Below are 14558 nucleotides of genomic sequence, written 5' to 3'. Positions count from 1 at the left end.
CAATTAAAATAATAATCAATACGTTAAGGAGGAATGACATTATGGATTTAGTTATTAAAAATGGTACTATTATTACTGCTACAGATACTTATAAAGCTGATATTGCTGTTGAAGATGGTAAAATTATTATGATTGGCAAAAATATTACTCAAACAGAAGGAGCAAAATTAGTTGATGCTTCTGGAAAATATGTATTACCAGGAGCTATTGATGCACATACTCATTTAGAAATGCCTTTTGGTGGAACTACATCTGCCGATAGCTATGAAGCTGGAACTCGTGCTGCAGCTTGTGGTGGTGTAACAACCGTATTCGATTTTGTTATTCAAAGAAAAGGTCAAGGTCTTATTGAAGCTGTTGAAGGAAGACGCACCATTTGTGATCCACAAGCATGTGTTGACTATTCTTTTCACACTGCAATTACAGATTTAACACCTGAAATATTAGAAGAAATGAAAGAATCTGTAGAATATGGTGTTCCTAGCTTTAAACTTTTCATGGTATATAAAAAAGAAGGTTTGATGGTAGACGATGGTGTACTTGCAAAAGCATTAGAAAAATCAAAAGATATTGGTGCTTTAATTGCTGTACATGCTGAAAATCCAGATTTAATTGATATGCGTATAGAAAAATTCCTTTCTGAAGGAAAAACATCTGCTTGGTATCATTACTTAAGTCGTCCAGAATTTGTAGAAGCGGAAGCAAATAAACGCGCTATTCACTGGGCAAAAGCTTTTGATGCTCCTCTTTATATTGTTCATCTTGCAAACAAAGAAGGTTTAGAAGAAGTAACTAAAGCACGTAATGAAGGGTATGAAATTTATGCAGAAACTTGCCCACAATATTTACACTTTACAAATGAAGTATATAAACGTGAAGATGGAAGAAACTTTGTTTGCTCTCCTCCAATAAAAGGGAAAGAAAGTCAAGAAGCACTTTGGAAAGGTATTCTTAATGGTAGTATTCAAACTGTTGCAACTGATCATTGTCCATTCCAAAGCTATGAAAAAGATTGGGGAAAAGATGATTTTACAAAAATTCCAAATGGTTGTATGGGCATAGAAAATCTTTACCCATATATGTTAAGCGAAGCAAATAAAGGACGTATTTCATTTAATAAAGTTGTAGAAGTTTGTTCTACAAATGTAGCAAAAATATTTGGTTGTGCACCTCAAAAAGGTACAATCGCAGCAGGAAGTGATGCAGATATTGTAATTTATGATCCAAATAAAAAGTTTGTTGTTTCTAAGGAAAATATGCATTCTGATGTTGATCATACTATTTGGGAAGGTATAGAACTTAAAGGATATCCAGTAATGACTTTCAGCAGAGGTAAACTTGTATATAAAGATGGTCAGTTTTTAGGTACACCAGGCCATGGTCAATTTATAAAATGCAAAGGTCGTAAATAAAAGGGAGAAAAATCTCCCTTTTCTATTGGATAGAAAAAACTTGTATAGAATCTATCGGTAATATTCGAATATCCGCTTTTCCTTCTATATTATTCGTCGGAACGAATCCAAAGCATCTGCTATCATTGCTATCATTTCTATTATCTCCCATTACAAATACCATACCTTTTGGTACCTTTCCACTAGTTACTTGATATAATCTTTCTTTATATTCCTCATTGCAAATATATGATTCATTTATTTCTTTACCATTAATATATAATCTACCTTCTTTTATTAAAAATACATCCCCTTCTACAGCAATTACACGTTTAATAAATAATTCATTTTTTCTTTCTTCAATAGGAGGATGAAAGATAATAATATCTCCATACTTAGGTTTTGTAAATAAATATATAATCTTATTAATAAATAATTTATCATTATTATGAAGTGTAGGCTGCATAGACATGCCTTGTACAATTGTAAATCCAAAAATAAACCTCTCTATGAAAATTAATATAGCTATAAAAACAAAGCATCTCTTAAATAGACCTTCTAACATATAATCACATCCTAAAAGCTTTTATATGCATTATTTCCATTTATGAATTTTTTATAATACAATGAAAATATTTTATTAATTTATTATATGCAGTGAATATGTTAGAATATCCTGTGGAGGTGTAAAAATGATAAAAATAACTGTACCAGGTAAACCCATTAGCAAATCTAATTTTAAACTTAAAAATATACATGGACATATTTGGATGCCTAAGCAAGGTAAACACAGTAAATACATTGCATACGAAAATAAAATTGCAGGATACATTAACCAGCAATATAATGGTGAGCCTTTAAAGGGAAGTATCATTACAATTATAAAGCTTTATTTCCAAAATCGTAGAATGGGTGATTTACACAATTATCCTAAAAGTATCTGCGACGGTATTGAAAAAAGCGGAATCATCGAAAATGATAAACAACTAAAACCTGTTTTGCTATTTGATTATATTGACAAAGAAAATCCTAGAATTGAAATAGAACTATATGAATGTAGTAAATATAAAGTAAGTTATTCTATTGAACCAATCAATTCATAATTCTTTATAAAAAATAAACAGTATAATCATCTGAACTGCTCCCTGTCAAGTAGACAAGTAAAAAATTATGCTACTAAGGTCTGATTACGATATTCCAATGGCATAATGAAAATGTAGGAAAAGTTACAAAAAACTGATATACTTTTTCAGAATAAAAAATGAATGAGAATATCATAAGATTAGACGTACTGAAAGAAATAGAGAGAAAGAAAGGTTAAGGAAATGTATTTGTTTAACGTTCATTTTCAAATTATTTATCTACAATATAATTAGCAAAGGCACCTCCTAAGAATAATTTCTATCCTAAGGAGATGCCTTTACTTTAACCTTCTACCTTCTCAAAGAAATGATCATTCTCTTCTATTTTTTCTTGTTTGTTTACATGCTTTACATCTACTTTATCTTTAAGAAGATCTAACAAATTGATTCCAGTTGTAGCTTCTACAACCTCTGGAACTTGTGATATCATACTGCTTATATAGTTTGAAACCTTAGCTGCACCATTATTTTTTCCATCTCCTCCATTATCCACAATAACAATTTTTTCTGTTTTTGAAAGAGGCTCTGAAATGCTTTTTGCAATTTCAGGTAATTTCTCAACAAGCATTTGAATAACAGCAGCTTCGTTGTATTGCTTGAAGGCCTCTGCTTTCTTAGCCATTGCTTCAGCTTCTGCTATACCTTTTTGTTCAATAACCTTCGCTTCTGCTTCCCCTTCTAATTTGATAGCTTCAGCCTTAGCTTCCCCTTCTATCTTAATAGCTGTAGCACGTGCTTCTGCTTCTTGAATTTCCTTAAATCTTTTTGCTTCTGCTTCTAATTTCATAGCTTGAGCTCTCGCTTCAGCTTCTTGAATATCCTTATATTTTTGTGCTTCTGCTTGCTTTTTAACATTTGCTTCAAGTTCTTTTTCACGTCTTGCAGCTTCTCTTTCTGCAATTTCAATAGCTCTTTCCTTTTTAAGAAGCTCTACAGCCATTTCTGTTTCAGTCACTTCTTTTCTAACCTTATTGCCCTCAATTTCGTAAGCAAGGTCAGCCTTTGCCTTTTCTGTTTCCTGGTCTTTTCTATATGCTTGTACCTTTAATTCCTTATTCTTGCTAAATTCTGCGATTTCCGTTTCTGCTTCAAGTCTTGCCTTCTCTCCTTCTTTAAAAGCAATAGCCGTATTGACTTTTGCTTCTCTTTCAGCTTGAGCTTTTTTTATATCCCTTTCAGCTCTTGCATTAGCTTCAGCAATTTCTGCATCTCTTTTTACTTCTGCGATTCTTTTCTTTCCTAAAGCATCTAAGTATCCATTTGTATCTGAAATATCTTTAATTGTAAAAGCCTTTATCTCAAGTCCCATTCCGGCAAGATCTACCGCTGCTACCTCTTGAACCTGTGAAGAAAATTTTTCTCGATCTTGATGGATTTCTTCTACAGTCATTTTTGAAATAATCTCACGTAATTTTCCTTCTAATACATCCTTTGCGGTCTCTTTTACAAACTCAATAGTTTCTGCTTCGCGTCCTGTATTAAATTGCTCTACTGCTGAGTAAATAGATTCTTCATCTGATTTTACCTTAATGACAGTAACCCCATCTACAATAATGCCTACCCCTTGCTCTGTTAATGCTCTTTCTGTTCTAATATCAATCTTCATATTTTCTAGTGAAATCAAGTCAGTTCTTTCGAATAAAGGTATTACAAGCCCCCCTCCTCCTGATATCACTCTCTTTTTTAATCCTGTTACAACAATTGCTTTATCTTGTGGAACCTTTTTCCACATAGACAAAACACCAATCACTAAAATAATAATTACACCTACAATCCCTATAGGTATTAAAAATTCTCCCATTTACTTCATCTCCTTTTAAATATTTACTTCTATTTCATAATAGAAATTCTTTTTTTCTACATAATAGATATTATCTTTTATATCTACTATAAAAACTTTTGTTCCTGCTTCTATATATTCCCCTTTCACATGCTTTGCGGGAGAATAATATGTATTCCCATTTTTTACATAAGCTATCTGTCCAAAACCCCTTTCCATAATAGAAGATTTTACAACTGCATCTAGTCCTATCAATTCTTTTTGTGATGCAGCACTAGTATTTTGTACCTTATATAAGGGAATCATTATAAACCTGTAAACCAATAAGGCGATAGCATAAGCAAGGAATATAGCAATCAAAAAAGTAAAAATTGGCCTTACTCCTTTGTTACTACACATAATCCCTACTCCTCCAAATACAGTAATAAAGGCAATAATAGTAATAGGCTTAATAGGTAAAATTGTAAAAAAATGAATATGCATATCTCCATCAAAGTCCATATCTACCGCATCAAATAAATGTCCCAATACTAAAGAAGTAACAGCATACAAAATACCAGTTATAAAAGTAATTTTATAAATCATAAGCATTCTTTCTATAATCGCCTCCCTTCTGCTTTATACCTATGATGCTCAAATATAGAAATTTATTCCAAAATAGTATATTCGACATTTCCCAAATAATTCCTCTAATGTTTATATATTCAATAAATTCTTTTAACACCAGTTTACAAGTTTGACTAATAAGAGATTAAAGATTACAGAATTAGAATTAAGAGTAAAATCTATTCTTAGGGCACTCCATTAAGCTTTCTGGGCTATTAGCCTGATAATTTAGAACCCATACTTTTTACAATCTCTAATTCGTTAACGATTTGAGTCATGCTGCGTTCAGCGGAAAGATAATCCTCAACAGCTGAAATTTTTACCGCATATGAAAATTTACTTTTTCTTCCCATAAAAAATACTCCCCCCATGGCGACAGTTTCATTATTTTAACTGTCTACCATAAAGGGAGCATATCATCTAATTAGACGATTATACTGTTTATTTTTTACGGGAAGAATATATTGCTATATTACTTTATAATTATTTCTTAAATTTATCTATATTTTCAGGCGTTACAAGCTGAAAAGGTATCCAAACTTTCTGTTCAACGTTTTTTCCTATAGCTAAATTATATGCTGCTTTAATTGCTCCTTCTCCTTGTCCCGTTGCATCTTGAAATATAGTACAAGCAAGTCTTCCTTTTTCCATTTCTGAAAGTGCTTCTGGTGTAGCATCTATCCCTCCCACTAGAATTTCTCCTAGTTTACCAGCAGCCTCAATCGCTTGAATTGCACCAATAGCCATTTCATCATTATTCGCTGCAACTGCATCTATTTGATCGCCTGTAGAAAGCCAATTCTCCATAAGCATCATCCCTTCTTCTCTTGAAAAATTAGCTGTATCTACTTTTATGATATGTATATTGGGATATTTATCTGCAATCATCTTAACGCCATCTGTACGATTATAAGTTGCTTCACTATCAAAAGATCCTTGCATAATTACAACATTTCCTTTTCCATTTAATTTTTCAGCTAGATACTCCATTTGAAGATTTCCTGCTATAACAGAATCAGATCCTACAAAAGTAACTCCTTCTGGTAAATAATCTGGTAGCCTATTTACATATACTAATTTCACTCCAGCTTGTAAAGCAGCATCTGTCATTGGCTGTGTTGCTTGAGTATTTACTGGATTCACAACAATAACATCAAACTCTTGTGCAATAAAGTTTTCTACTTGCGCTAACTGCTTGTTTGCATCATCTTTCCCATCCACAAAAACCACTTCAACTTTTCCTCCTAAAGTTTTCCCATAAGATTCCATTGCATCCTTCATATACATAAGCCAAACATCATCAAAGTCTGAAATAGAAACACCTATTTTTATAGCATGTTCTTCCTTTTTAACCTCCTTAGAATTTTTATTATTTTCTGCAGAAGAACATCCAGCCAATATAGCTATCAATAATAAACAAATGACTAGCCATATATTTAATTTTTTCATAAAATCCCCCTAGAATTTTAATTTTTTAAACAAAACATTTTTCTAATCTGCAAAACCAATTTATAGATCAAAGTATTTTGACACAATTTCTATTGTTTTTTCTTTTCCTACTTTAATAGCCTCTTCTATATCCCAGTCCCAGTATTCTGGTCTAAACAATTCTATAGAAACCATTCCATCATATCCTATATCTTTTAAAGTTTTTAATATACCATCAAGATCAATAGCTCCATCTCCTGGCCATAAACGATGCTTATCACGTAACACACCAAAAGGTAGGTTTTCTGCATCATCAATATGGAAAATAAACAATTTATTTACATCTATTGCTTTTAAATCTACTAATTGAGAAAGCATCGCATGAAAATGAAAGCAATCTAATACAATACCAACATGCTCTTTATTTACAGTTTTTACAATATCATAAGCTTGTTCAAATCTATTTACTGAGCAGTTTGGATAGCCAACAAACTCAAAAGCTAATTTAAAATTTCTTTTTTCAGCAATGTCTGCTAAAATATTTAACTTCCCAACTGTTTCTTTTTTTATTTCTTCTACTGTATAATCACCTACATCAAAACTAGGCACTACTACTACTTGCCTACAGCCTATTTTTTCACCCACATCACAAATAAGTTTGAAGTCTTTTAATATTCCCTTAAAATCTTCTTCTGTTCTAAAACTGATAAACTCTAAAGCATTAAATGCAAAAGCTTTAATATGACTATTATGAAAAAATTCAACCAAATCTTCTACTGTATTTCTCTGCAGATAGTCCTTTAATTTGTCTATACGGATTTCAATCAAATCGTAACCGTATTTTTCACAAAGTTCTAAATCTTTTTCTAACGTAGAATATTTCATCGTTGTTGCTTGATTAAAACAAATTTTCATGTAAACACCGCCTCCTTTTATCACTTTGCTAAGCTTTTATTTCTAAATTTTCTAAATATTATATATATTATTATAGTAAATTCTTACATTTATTTCTTTCAAAATAAGGTTTTATTTTAAAAAAAAACTTAAGAAATACGGATGTAACTTTTATCCATTTTCTTAAGTCCCTTTTATTCCTAACTGCATTTTTTCTTTTCTATAATTTTGTGGAGATACTCCTACATGTTTTTTGAATAAATACGAAAAATATTGTTGACTATTTACTCCAATATAATCACAGATTTTGGAAATTTCTATATTTGTACACGCTAACAATTGCTTTGCTTTTTTTAATCGTGTTTTTGTCAAATAAGCATTTACTGTATATCCTGTTTTTTTCTTAAATAAATGTTGTAAATATCTTTCATGTAAATTCACTTGCTTTGCAATATCAGCAACTGTTAAATTATAATCATAATATTGATGAATATATTCTATCGCCTGGGCTACATACTGACTTTTGGGATCTTTTTCCACCTTCTTTGCTTGATTATAAATATTTGAAATCGTCATCAATATCTCTCCAATAAGCATCTGCCGTGTAAAATCATTTCCTATTTCTAAGTTATCTAATTGACCAATCAATGATCTAATTAATCTCCCTAGCCTTTCTTCTGGATCCTTTAACAATATATAAGGTGCTTGAATAGAAAAAAATTTTTTTAAATTTGGCATGTACATAATCAATTGATCAATTGTAAAGAAAGGACAAAATTTTTTGTGAAAGAAAAACTCAATATTTAAAATTCTGCATCCTTCCTCATTTACTTTTAAACGATGAAAAATATCCGTATCGATTAAAATAAAATCTCCTTTTTTCATTGGAACAGAAGTACTACCTATCAATACTTCACAGTCTCCTTTAACTATATACATAATTTCTGCCCTACAATGCCTATGATTATTAGGCGTAATATAATTTTTAAATTCCTGATAATAATAAGCTTGTATTTTTAACTGATATTGCCCCTCTCTCCAATATGGATTGAACAAACTGTTTTTATTCATAAATTCCTCCTTTAAGAATTACAAAGCATTGTAAAAGAAAAGATCTCTTCATTTTCTAGAAAAGATCTTTTTGACATATATTTTTATAATGATTATAGCATAGATTTTCTTTATCAGCATATCATTTCTATAAATATTCCCACTCAACAATAAGTTAAGTGGGAATATTTATCTGATTACTTAGCTTGATCAATTTCTAATAATTCCAATACTTTTTTTGCTCTTTCTTTTGTAGTTCCAGTAATTTCAACATAAGGAATGTTTTCAGATTTTAAAAACATAAGAATAGCTTCATCTACTTGCTTTGCTAGCTCTTCATCTTGCCATCTTATACCATCCTGTTCGTATCCAAACTCTCTAGGCAAATAAATAATATGATCATATTTAGGAATATCTTCTAGAGCTAAAATATATAAATCCTTTAAAATTTCAATTTCTTTTTTTGTTCTTTTCTTCATACCAAGCATAAATCTTCCATAAATATATGGCACAAACGTAGTATAATCTGTTAAAGCATACTCATACTCAGATAAGCTATCTTCTAATCTTTTTTGTCCTAGATAAATGCCATATTGCTCAGCAATGGATTCAATCATGCCCTTTTCTCTTAAATAATCTGTTGAATATTCAAATGCATATCCAACATTATATCCCATAATTTTCATATCAACATATAATTGCTGAATTAAAGTAGTTTTTCCAGATCTTGGTCCACCTAAAACTGCAATTCTCTTAGCCATTTGTACAACTCCATCTCATATAATATTATTATCAACTTAAATAGTATACTATCTATTAGCTTTTTATTCAATATTTATATGAAATTTAATTCTTTCCAATGACTTCAAAATTTTTTATATATATTTGAAAGTCCAATCTAATAAGTCAATTGCTAAATCAGCAGTAATATCCTCTTTATCCAATAATGTATTTAACTCTACAAAATCCATAGATTTTATCAATTTTGTTTCCGCTAAACTTTTTAAAAGTTTTTTCGTTTCTTCAACATTCATTCCTTGCCCTACTGGTGTACCCGTACCAGGTACATATTTTGCATCAATAAAATCAACATCAAAGCTTAGATGTATAGCCTCAATATTTCTATTTTTCAGCTTTTGTGTAATTTCATTAACCACTTTCTCTATGCCCTTATCTCTAATTTTTTCTATCGTATATACATTAAGATTTTTTTCTTGGATCAATATTTTCTCTCCATCATCTAAATCTCTAGCACCTAATATAAAAACATTCTCAGGGGCAATTTTTTTTCTTTCACAATAAACGTTCGTCAAATCTTCATACCCTAATCCCATAGCATTTGCTAAAGACATACCATGAATATTTCCACTTTCACTGGTATCTTGGGTATTAATATCTCCATGGGCATCCATCCATATAACAGCAATATTTTTGTATGCTTTACTAACTCCTGAAATACTGCCTAAACCAATCGAATGATCTCCTCCAATAACAAGTGGAAAACTATTGGCTTTTAAAGATGAATATACAACATGAGCTAGATTTGTATTTACTTCTACTATAGCTTTTAAATATTTTAAATTATGGTGGGAATAGAATTTATTATATTCTTTTATTTCTGGAACATGAAGATTTCCAAAATCATAAACTCTATGATTGTGTTTGCTTAAAACGGATACGATATCTTTATCCCTAAGTTTTGATGGAGCATATTCAGGTCCTCTTTTATCAGCACCATAAAAAATAGGAATACCAATCAAATTAATATCCATATACACACCTTCCCCAAAATATTTTTAAATCTTTTATATACTTAATAATTCTCCTTAATCAATATTTATAATCCCTGTCCAAAACACGTTCCAAATGCTATCTATTCTTGGTTTGTATTCTTTTTCTCCATAATATTGAATTTCTACAAACAAACCATCTATTAAACAATAAAAAGCAGCTAATAAATTCTTTATATTATTTGATTTGATTACGCCTCTTTTCATTCCTTCATAAAAAATAGCTGAAAGCATTTCATCAGAAGCCTTTTCATATGTAGTAAATTTTTTCTTAATCTTTTCTGATAAAGATGGTGGTGAAAATAACATGGCTCTCTTCCAAAAGTTTGTTTCTGCTTTATTTGTCTGATTTTTTTCATAGTAATATTTAAAAATTCTATACAATTTTTCTTCAACAGTATAAAATTCAATCTCTACAGCAATTGTTTTTATATGTTGAATCTCAGCATTTAAAATATCATCAAAAATACTTAAGAATAAATCCTCTTTAGATTTAAAATAATGATATATTGAAGCTTTTTTAATCCCTACTCCTTCTGCAATATAAGATAGAGAAGTTCCTTCATAGCCATGAACAGCAAACAAATTTAATGCAACAGATTTAATTTTATCTACACTCACAATATCCTCCTCGCCTACCTGTCGTTCGGTAGTTTTATTATAGAACAAAAATTCAGATAAGTCAATATTGTTTATCAAATCAAAAAAACAGGAGCTTATTCTCCTGTTTTCTCTCCATAATATTTAATACATTTTTAACAATTCAATTTCTCTTTGATGTCCTTCTACATCATAAGGAGTTTCCAAGAAAAATGGTAAATCTTTTAATACAGGATGATGAATAATATTTATAATAGCTTCAAGCCCTATTTTCCCTTCACCTATTCCTGCATGCCTATCTTTACGACTTCCTAATTCAGTCATACTGTCATTCAAATGAATCGCTTTTAATCTATCTAGTCCTAATATCTTATCAAATTCTTCTAATACTCCATCTAGATTATTTACAATATCATATCCAGCACTAAAAACATGACATGTATCTAATGTTATACCTATCAATTCACTATATTTTACCTTATCTATAATCATTCTAAGTTCCTCGAAAGTAGCCCCTATTTCTGTCCCTTTTCCCGACATGGTTTCTAATAAAACCATAGTACTTTCATTTCCTGTCATAATTTCATTTAATACCGTTGCTATTCTCTCAATTCCATATTCTACACCTTTTCCTGTATGATTTCCTGGATGAAAATTGTATAACGAACAAGGAATAATCTCTAGCCTTTTTAAATCATCAGCAAAAGCTCTCTTTGCAAAGTTCCAAGTATCTTCTTTGTATGAAGCCATATTTAATGTATAGGGTGCATGAGCCAAAATTGGTGCGAAGTTATTTTCTTCCATTAATTTCTTTAACTTTTTTATATCTTCAAGATCTAATTCTTTCGCACTACCTCCCCTAGGATTTCTTGTAAAAAATTGAAAGGTATTTGCACCCATTTTTAGGGCTACCTTTCCCATATTTTCATATCCCTTAGAAACACTTAAATGTGAACCTATATTTAACATCATAATCACTCCATTTTATTTTACTTTCAATATAAATAATCCGATTATTGTAAGTCCAATTGTTGTATTCACAATAACGCCTAAAACATATCCAATAATCGTTCCAAAGCCAGATTTTATTGATACATTTAACGCTTTTCCATAATATAACTCTCCAATCAATGTCCCAAGAAATTGTCCTATTAATAATCCTGGTAGACTAAATACCAATATACCACTAAGTCCTCCTAAAACACCTCCTATGATTCCTGCTTTTGTAGCTCCAAATTTTTTTGCACCTAAAATACTTGCTGCATAATCAAATAAAAAAGCTAACATTGTAAGAATACCAAAAAAAATAATCATTGACATACTTATTTTCTCAAATTTTGTTAGCAGCCCATATCCAAGAGTTGACAAAAATATCAATCCATTTCCTGGTAATCCTGGTATAAAAACACCTATTAACCCTATAATCATAAAAATTATTACAATAACAAACACATCAACACTTCCTTTTTCAATAATATACTATACCCTAGAATCAATACGATAAACCAATGCATCGATTCTTTTATGAACATATTTTTTCTCATACACATATTATAATATAGCATGGAATTCTTTGTTAGCAGGAGGGAAATTATCATTACTGTAGAAAAATCCATTACAATAATGTAATGGATTAATCTATAAAACAACTTCCTCCTATAAATTCTTTAATTATAGAAGTCTGTGGAATCAAGTGATCTTCTTCAATAGTAGAAAAATAATGAAGAAATTTAAGTAATCTTTTTGCCTCTGTATATTCTTTTTCTTTGTCTGATATTTCTTTTAGTAAAGGTTCTGCATATTTTTTTAGAACAGCTAGCTCATATATTAATGCAGAATTGAACATAACGTCTGCCTCTTCCTGAAATGGAAAAATATTCTTTTTCTCTCCTCTTCTAACTGAATTCCATAGCTTCAACGTTGTCAATGGAGAATGTCCTCTAAACTTACTATCCCTTACAATCCTTCGAATAAGTCTTGTGTCTGTAGTAGGAATTCTATTATGATTATCAATGTTTAATTGCGTAAGAGCACTAATATATATCTTAAATTTTTTATCATGGGATATATCAGCTGTTAGCCTATCATTTAATCCATGAATTCCTTCAATAATAATTGGTTGATCATCTGCAATTTGCATAAATTTTCCTCTATATTCTCTAACACCCTTATGAAAATTAAATGTAGGAATCTCTACTTTTTCTCCATTTATTAATTTTGCAAGATGTTCATTGAATAAGTCTAAATCTACTGCTTCTAATGCTTCAAAATCATACTCACCATTTTCATCTCTTGGAGTATATTTTCGATCCACAAAATAATCATCCGTAGATAAAGCTACAGGCCTTAATCCATTTACCTTTAGTTGTATAGCTAACCTTTGAGCAAAAGTCGTTTTTCCTGATGAAGATGGTCCTGCAATTAAGATAATTCTTTTTTTCTTTTCTGTAATCATATCTGCAATTTGTGCAATCTTCTTTTCATGGAGTGCTTCTGCTATTCTAATTAGTTCTGGATGCTCTTTTTTCATTATTATTTTATTTAAATTTGCAACATAGGGTACTTTCATAATATTTCCCCATTTTTTTCTGCTTCTCTAAATATTTTTGATAATTTCTTTTGCTCAACAAATTCTGGTAATTTATTAGGATTTGTTTTTTCAGGATACTGAATAATAATTCCTGGCTCATAATATCTCAATTTAAATAATTTCAAATAAGCTGTACTTGGAACCATATAACCATAAAAATAATTTTTTAACCATCCACAACTATATATATTTATTTCTGGACTTTTTCTAAAATCTAATAGTTCTGTTTTTGCTTCCATGCCTAGTTCTTTAAAAATCCTTTTGGCTTCTTCTACTGAAATACTATCTTTTATAAATGGTACATCTTCTTCTATAATTTCTCTCATCCTAGATTCTATTCTTTTCACATCTTCTTTTGTTATTGTTCTTTTATAATGTATTTCACAATACAACCCTTTACTTAATGAATGCTCTACTGTAACTTTGCATCCTGATAATATTTCCATAGCAGCTCTTATAAATACAAATGATAAACTTCTCTGATAAATCCTAATACCATCAGATGAAGTTAAATCAATAAACTCAATATTACAATCACTATATATTGAATAATTTAATTCTCTTAAATGGTTATTTACTTTAGCTGCAACAATAGTTGCTACGTATTCTTTTTGAAAATTTTTGCTTATTTCTTTTAAAGAAATCCCTGCTGCTACTTCTAACTCCTTATTATTTATAACAATTTTTATTTTTTTCTGTTTATTATTCATTTATCAAGCCCCCTTATAATAGAATAAATATTATCAGTCTATTCTATTATACCCCATATTATACCTATAAACTTCTTAAAAAATCAAAAAGTTCCTGTTTTTACAGGAACTTTCAATCTTTTTAATTACATTTTTGGCTTACTTGGCTGTGAAATATCACTTAATGCATCTCCTGCTTCATTTACATATATATTTACAGTAGCTAAATCTCCAATGGATAACATTCCTACTAGTTTTCCATTTTCTACTACTGGCAATCTTCTTATTTGATTCTGTGCCATTATATTTGCTGCTTCATGAGCATGCATATCTGGCGTTGCATAAATCAATTGTCCTGACATAACATCCTGAGCACTTGCATTAATATTTCCATTAGAAACACTACGAAGTACAATATCTCTATCAGTAACAATCCCTACTGCACGTTGATTGCTATCACAAACCGGAATAGAGCCTACATCTAAATTTTTCATCTGAGTTGCAATTTGACTTATAGGTGTATTAGGATTTGCAAAAGATACTTCTTTTGTCATTAAATCTCTAACTTTCATTATCATAAACCTCCTTTAATATTTTT

General features: G+C 30.1%; 15 protein-coding genes and 1 pseudogene. 2 read left to right on the top strand and 14 right to left on the bottom strand.

Annotated elements, in window-relative coordinates; translation table 11 throughout:
• Positions 1-14: 14 nt before the first annotated feature.
• Complete coding sequence (hydA, locus tag FQB35_RS05090) at positions 15-1412, top strand: dihydropyrimidinase (protein ID WP_269902715.1); 1398 nt, start codon at positions 15-17, stop codon at positions 1410-1412.
• Positions 1413-1434: 22 nt separating this feature from the next.
• Here hydA and lepB read toward each other — a convergent pair whose 3' ends face one another.
• Positions 1435-1956 (bottom strand): signal peptidase I, encoded by a 522-nt coding sequence (gene lepB / locus FQB35_RS05085; protein WP_148808946.1) that lies wholly within the window; start codon positions 1954-1956, stop codon positions 1435-1437.
• Positions 1957-2083: 127 nt separating this feature from the next.
• Between lepB and FQB35_RS05080 the strand changes: the two genes are divergently transcribed.
• Positions 2084-2494, top strand: coding sequence for a RusA family crossover junction endodeoxyribonuclease (locus FQB35_RS05080; RefSeq protein WP_148808945.1), 411 nt, complete (start codon positions 2084-2086; stop codon positions 2492-2494).
• 322 nt (positions 2495-2816) lie between these two features.
• On the opposite strand, the gene FQB35_RS05075 is transcribed toward FQB35_RS05080, so the two are convergent.
• The 13 genes and pseudogenes from FQB35_RS05075 to FQB35_RS05020 all read right to left on the bottom strand — a co-directional run bounded on the left by FQB35_RS05075 (position 2817) and on the right by FQB35_RS05020 (position 14532).
• Positions 2817-4334, bottom strand: a complete 1518-nt coding sequence (locus FQB35_RS05075; RefSeq protein ID WP_148808944.1) for a flotillin family protein — start codon at positions 4332-4334, stop codon at positions 2817-2819.
• Between the two features lie 15 nt (positions 4335-4349).
• On the bottom strand, positions 4350-4898 hold the full coding sequence (locus tag FQB35_RS05070) for an OB-fold-containig protein (RefSeq protein WP_207707349.1): 549 nt from the start codon (positions 4896-4898) through the stop codon (positions 4350-4352).
• Between the two features lie 236 nt (positions 4899-5134).
• Positions 5135-5272, bottom strand: a complete 138-nt coding sequence (locus FQB35_RS15795) for a hypothetical protein (protein ID WP_168198248.1) — start codon at positions 5270-5272, stop codon at positions 5135-5137.
• 130 nt (positions 5273-5402) lie between these two features.
• Positions 5403-6368: a sugar ABC transporter substrate-binding protein gene (locus tag FQB35_RS05065; RefSeq protein WP_148808942.1), complete on the bottom strand. Its 966-nt coding sequence runs from the start codon at positions 6366-6368 to the stop codon at positions 5403-5405.
• Positions 6369-6428: 60 nt separating this feature from the next.
• A complete protein-coding gene (locus FQB35_RS05060; RefSeq protein WP_148808941.1) occupies positions 6429-7262 on the bottom strand; it encodes a sugar phosphate isomerase/epimerase family protein in 834 nt (277 codons plus the stop codon).
• Between the two features lie 162 nt (positions 7263-7424).
• Positions 7425-8312 carry an AraC family transcriptional regulator gene (locus tag FQB35_RS05055; protein ID WP_148808940.1) on the bottom strand — a complete coding sequence of 296 codons (888 nt, stop codon included), beginning with the start codon at positions 8310-8312 and terminating at the stop codon, positions 7425-7427.
• Between the two features lie 176 nt (positions 8313-8488).
• Positions 8489-9052, bottom strand: coding sequence for an AAA family ATPase (locus FQB35_RS05050; RefSeq protein WP_148808939.1), 564 nt, complete (start codon positions 9050-9052; stop codon positions 8489-8491).
• A gap of 114 nt (positions 9053-9166) precedes the next feature.
• The gene (gene rocF, locus FQB35_RS05045; protein WP_148808938.1) at positions 9167-10063 is read right to left on the bottom strand and encodes an arginase; all 897 of its coding nucleotides are present in this window, start codon (positions 10061-10063) and stop codon (positions 9167-9169) included.
• Between the two features lie 54 nt (positions 10064-10117).
• On the bottom strand, positions 10118-10702 hold the full coding sequence (locus FQB35_RS05040) for a TetR/AcrR family transcriptional regulator (RefSeq protein WP_168198247.1): 585 nt from the start codon (positions 10700-10702) through the stop codon (positions 10118-10120).
• A gap of 123 nt (positions 10703-10825) precedes the next feature.
• Positions 10826-11650, bottom strand: a complete 825-nt coding sequence (locus FQB35_RS05035; RefSeq protein WP_148808936.1) for a deoxyribonuclease IV — start codon at positions 11648-11650, stop codon at positions 10826-10828.
• Positions 11651-11665: 15 nt separating this feature from the next.
• A complete protein-coding gene (locus FQB35_RS05030) occupies positions 11666-12133 on the bottom strand; it encodes a DUF456 domain-containing protein (RefSeq protein WP_148808935.1) in 468 nt (155 codons plus the stop codon).
• Positions 12134-12314: 181 nt separating this feature from the next.
• Positions 12315-13981: pseudogene (locus FQB35_RS05025) on the bottom strand (nucleoside kinase).
• 125 nt (positions 13982-14106) lie between these two features.
• Entirely contained in the window at positions 14107-14532 is a 426-nt protein-coding gene (locus FQB35_RS05020) for a CBS domain-containing protein (RefSeq protein ID WP_148808934.1), read from the bottom strand.
• Positions 14533-14558: the final 26 nt, after the last annotated feature.

This window comes from Crassaminicella thermophila (genome assembly GCF_008152325.1).
Taxonomy (GTDB): Bacteria; Bacillota; Clostridia; order Peptostreptococcales; family Thermotaleaceae; genus Crassaminicella_A; species Crassaminicella_A thermophila.
The sequence above is the reverse complement of the archived record's forward strand: the minus strand, read 5'-3'. Positions and strand labels throughout refer to the sequence as shown.

Bases quoted from the DNA above. Each gene is read 5' to 3' on its own strand.
- lepB (WP_148808946.1), bottom strand. From the start codon at position 1,956: ATGTTAGAAGGTCTATTTAAGAGATGCTTTGTTTTTATAGCTATATTA.
- FQB35_RS05080 (WP_148808945.1), top strand. From the start codon at position 2,084: ATGATAAAAATAACTGTACCAGGTAAACCCATTAGCAAATCTAATTTT.
- FQB35_RS05075 (WP_148808944.1), bottom strand. From the start codon at position 4,334: ATGGGAGAATTTTTAATACCTATAGGGATTGTAGGTGTAATTATTATT.
- FQB35_RS05070 (WP_207707349.1), bottom strand. From the start codon at position 4,898: ATGATTTATAAAATTACTTTTATAACTGGTATTTTGTATGCTGTTACT.
- FQB35_RS15795 (WP_168198248.1), bottom strand. From the start codon at position 5,272: ATGGGAAGAAAAAGTAAATTTTCATATGCGGTAAAAATTTCAGCTGTT.
- FQB35_RS05065 (WP_148808942.1), bottom strand. From the start codon at position 6,368: ATGAAAAAATTAAATATATGGCTAGTCATTTGTTTATTATTGATAGCT.
- FQB35_RS05060 (WP_148808941.1), bottom strand. From the start codon at position 7,262: ATGAAAATTTGTTTTAATCAAGCAACAACGATGAAATATTCTACGTTA.
- FQB35_RS05055 (WP_148808940.1), bottom strand. From the start codon at position 8,312: ATGAATAAAAACAGTTTGTTCAATCCATATTGGAGAGAGGGGCAATAT.
- FQB35_RS05050 (WP_148808939.1), bottom strand. From the start codon at position 9,052: ATGGCTAAGAGAATTGCAGTTTTAGGTGGACCAAGATCTGGAAAAACT.
- rocF (WP_148808938.1), bottom strand. From the start codon at position 10,063: ATGGATATTAATTTGATTGGTATTCCTATTTTTTATGGTGCTGATAAA.
- FQB35_RS05035 (WP_148808936.1), bottom strand. From the start codon at position 11,650: ATGTTAAATATAGGTTCACATTTAAGTGTTTCTAAGGGATATGAAAAT.
- FQB35_RS05020 (WP_148808934.1), bottom strand. From the start codon at position 14,532: ATGAAAGTTAGAGATTTAATGACAAAAGAAGTATCTTTTGCAAATCCT.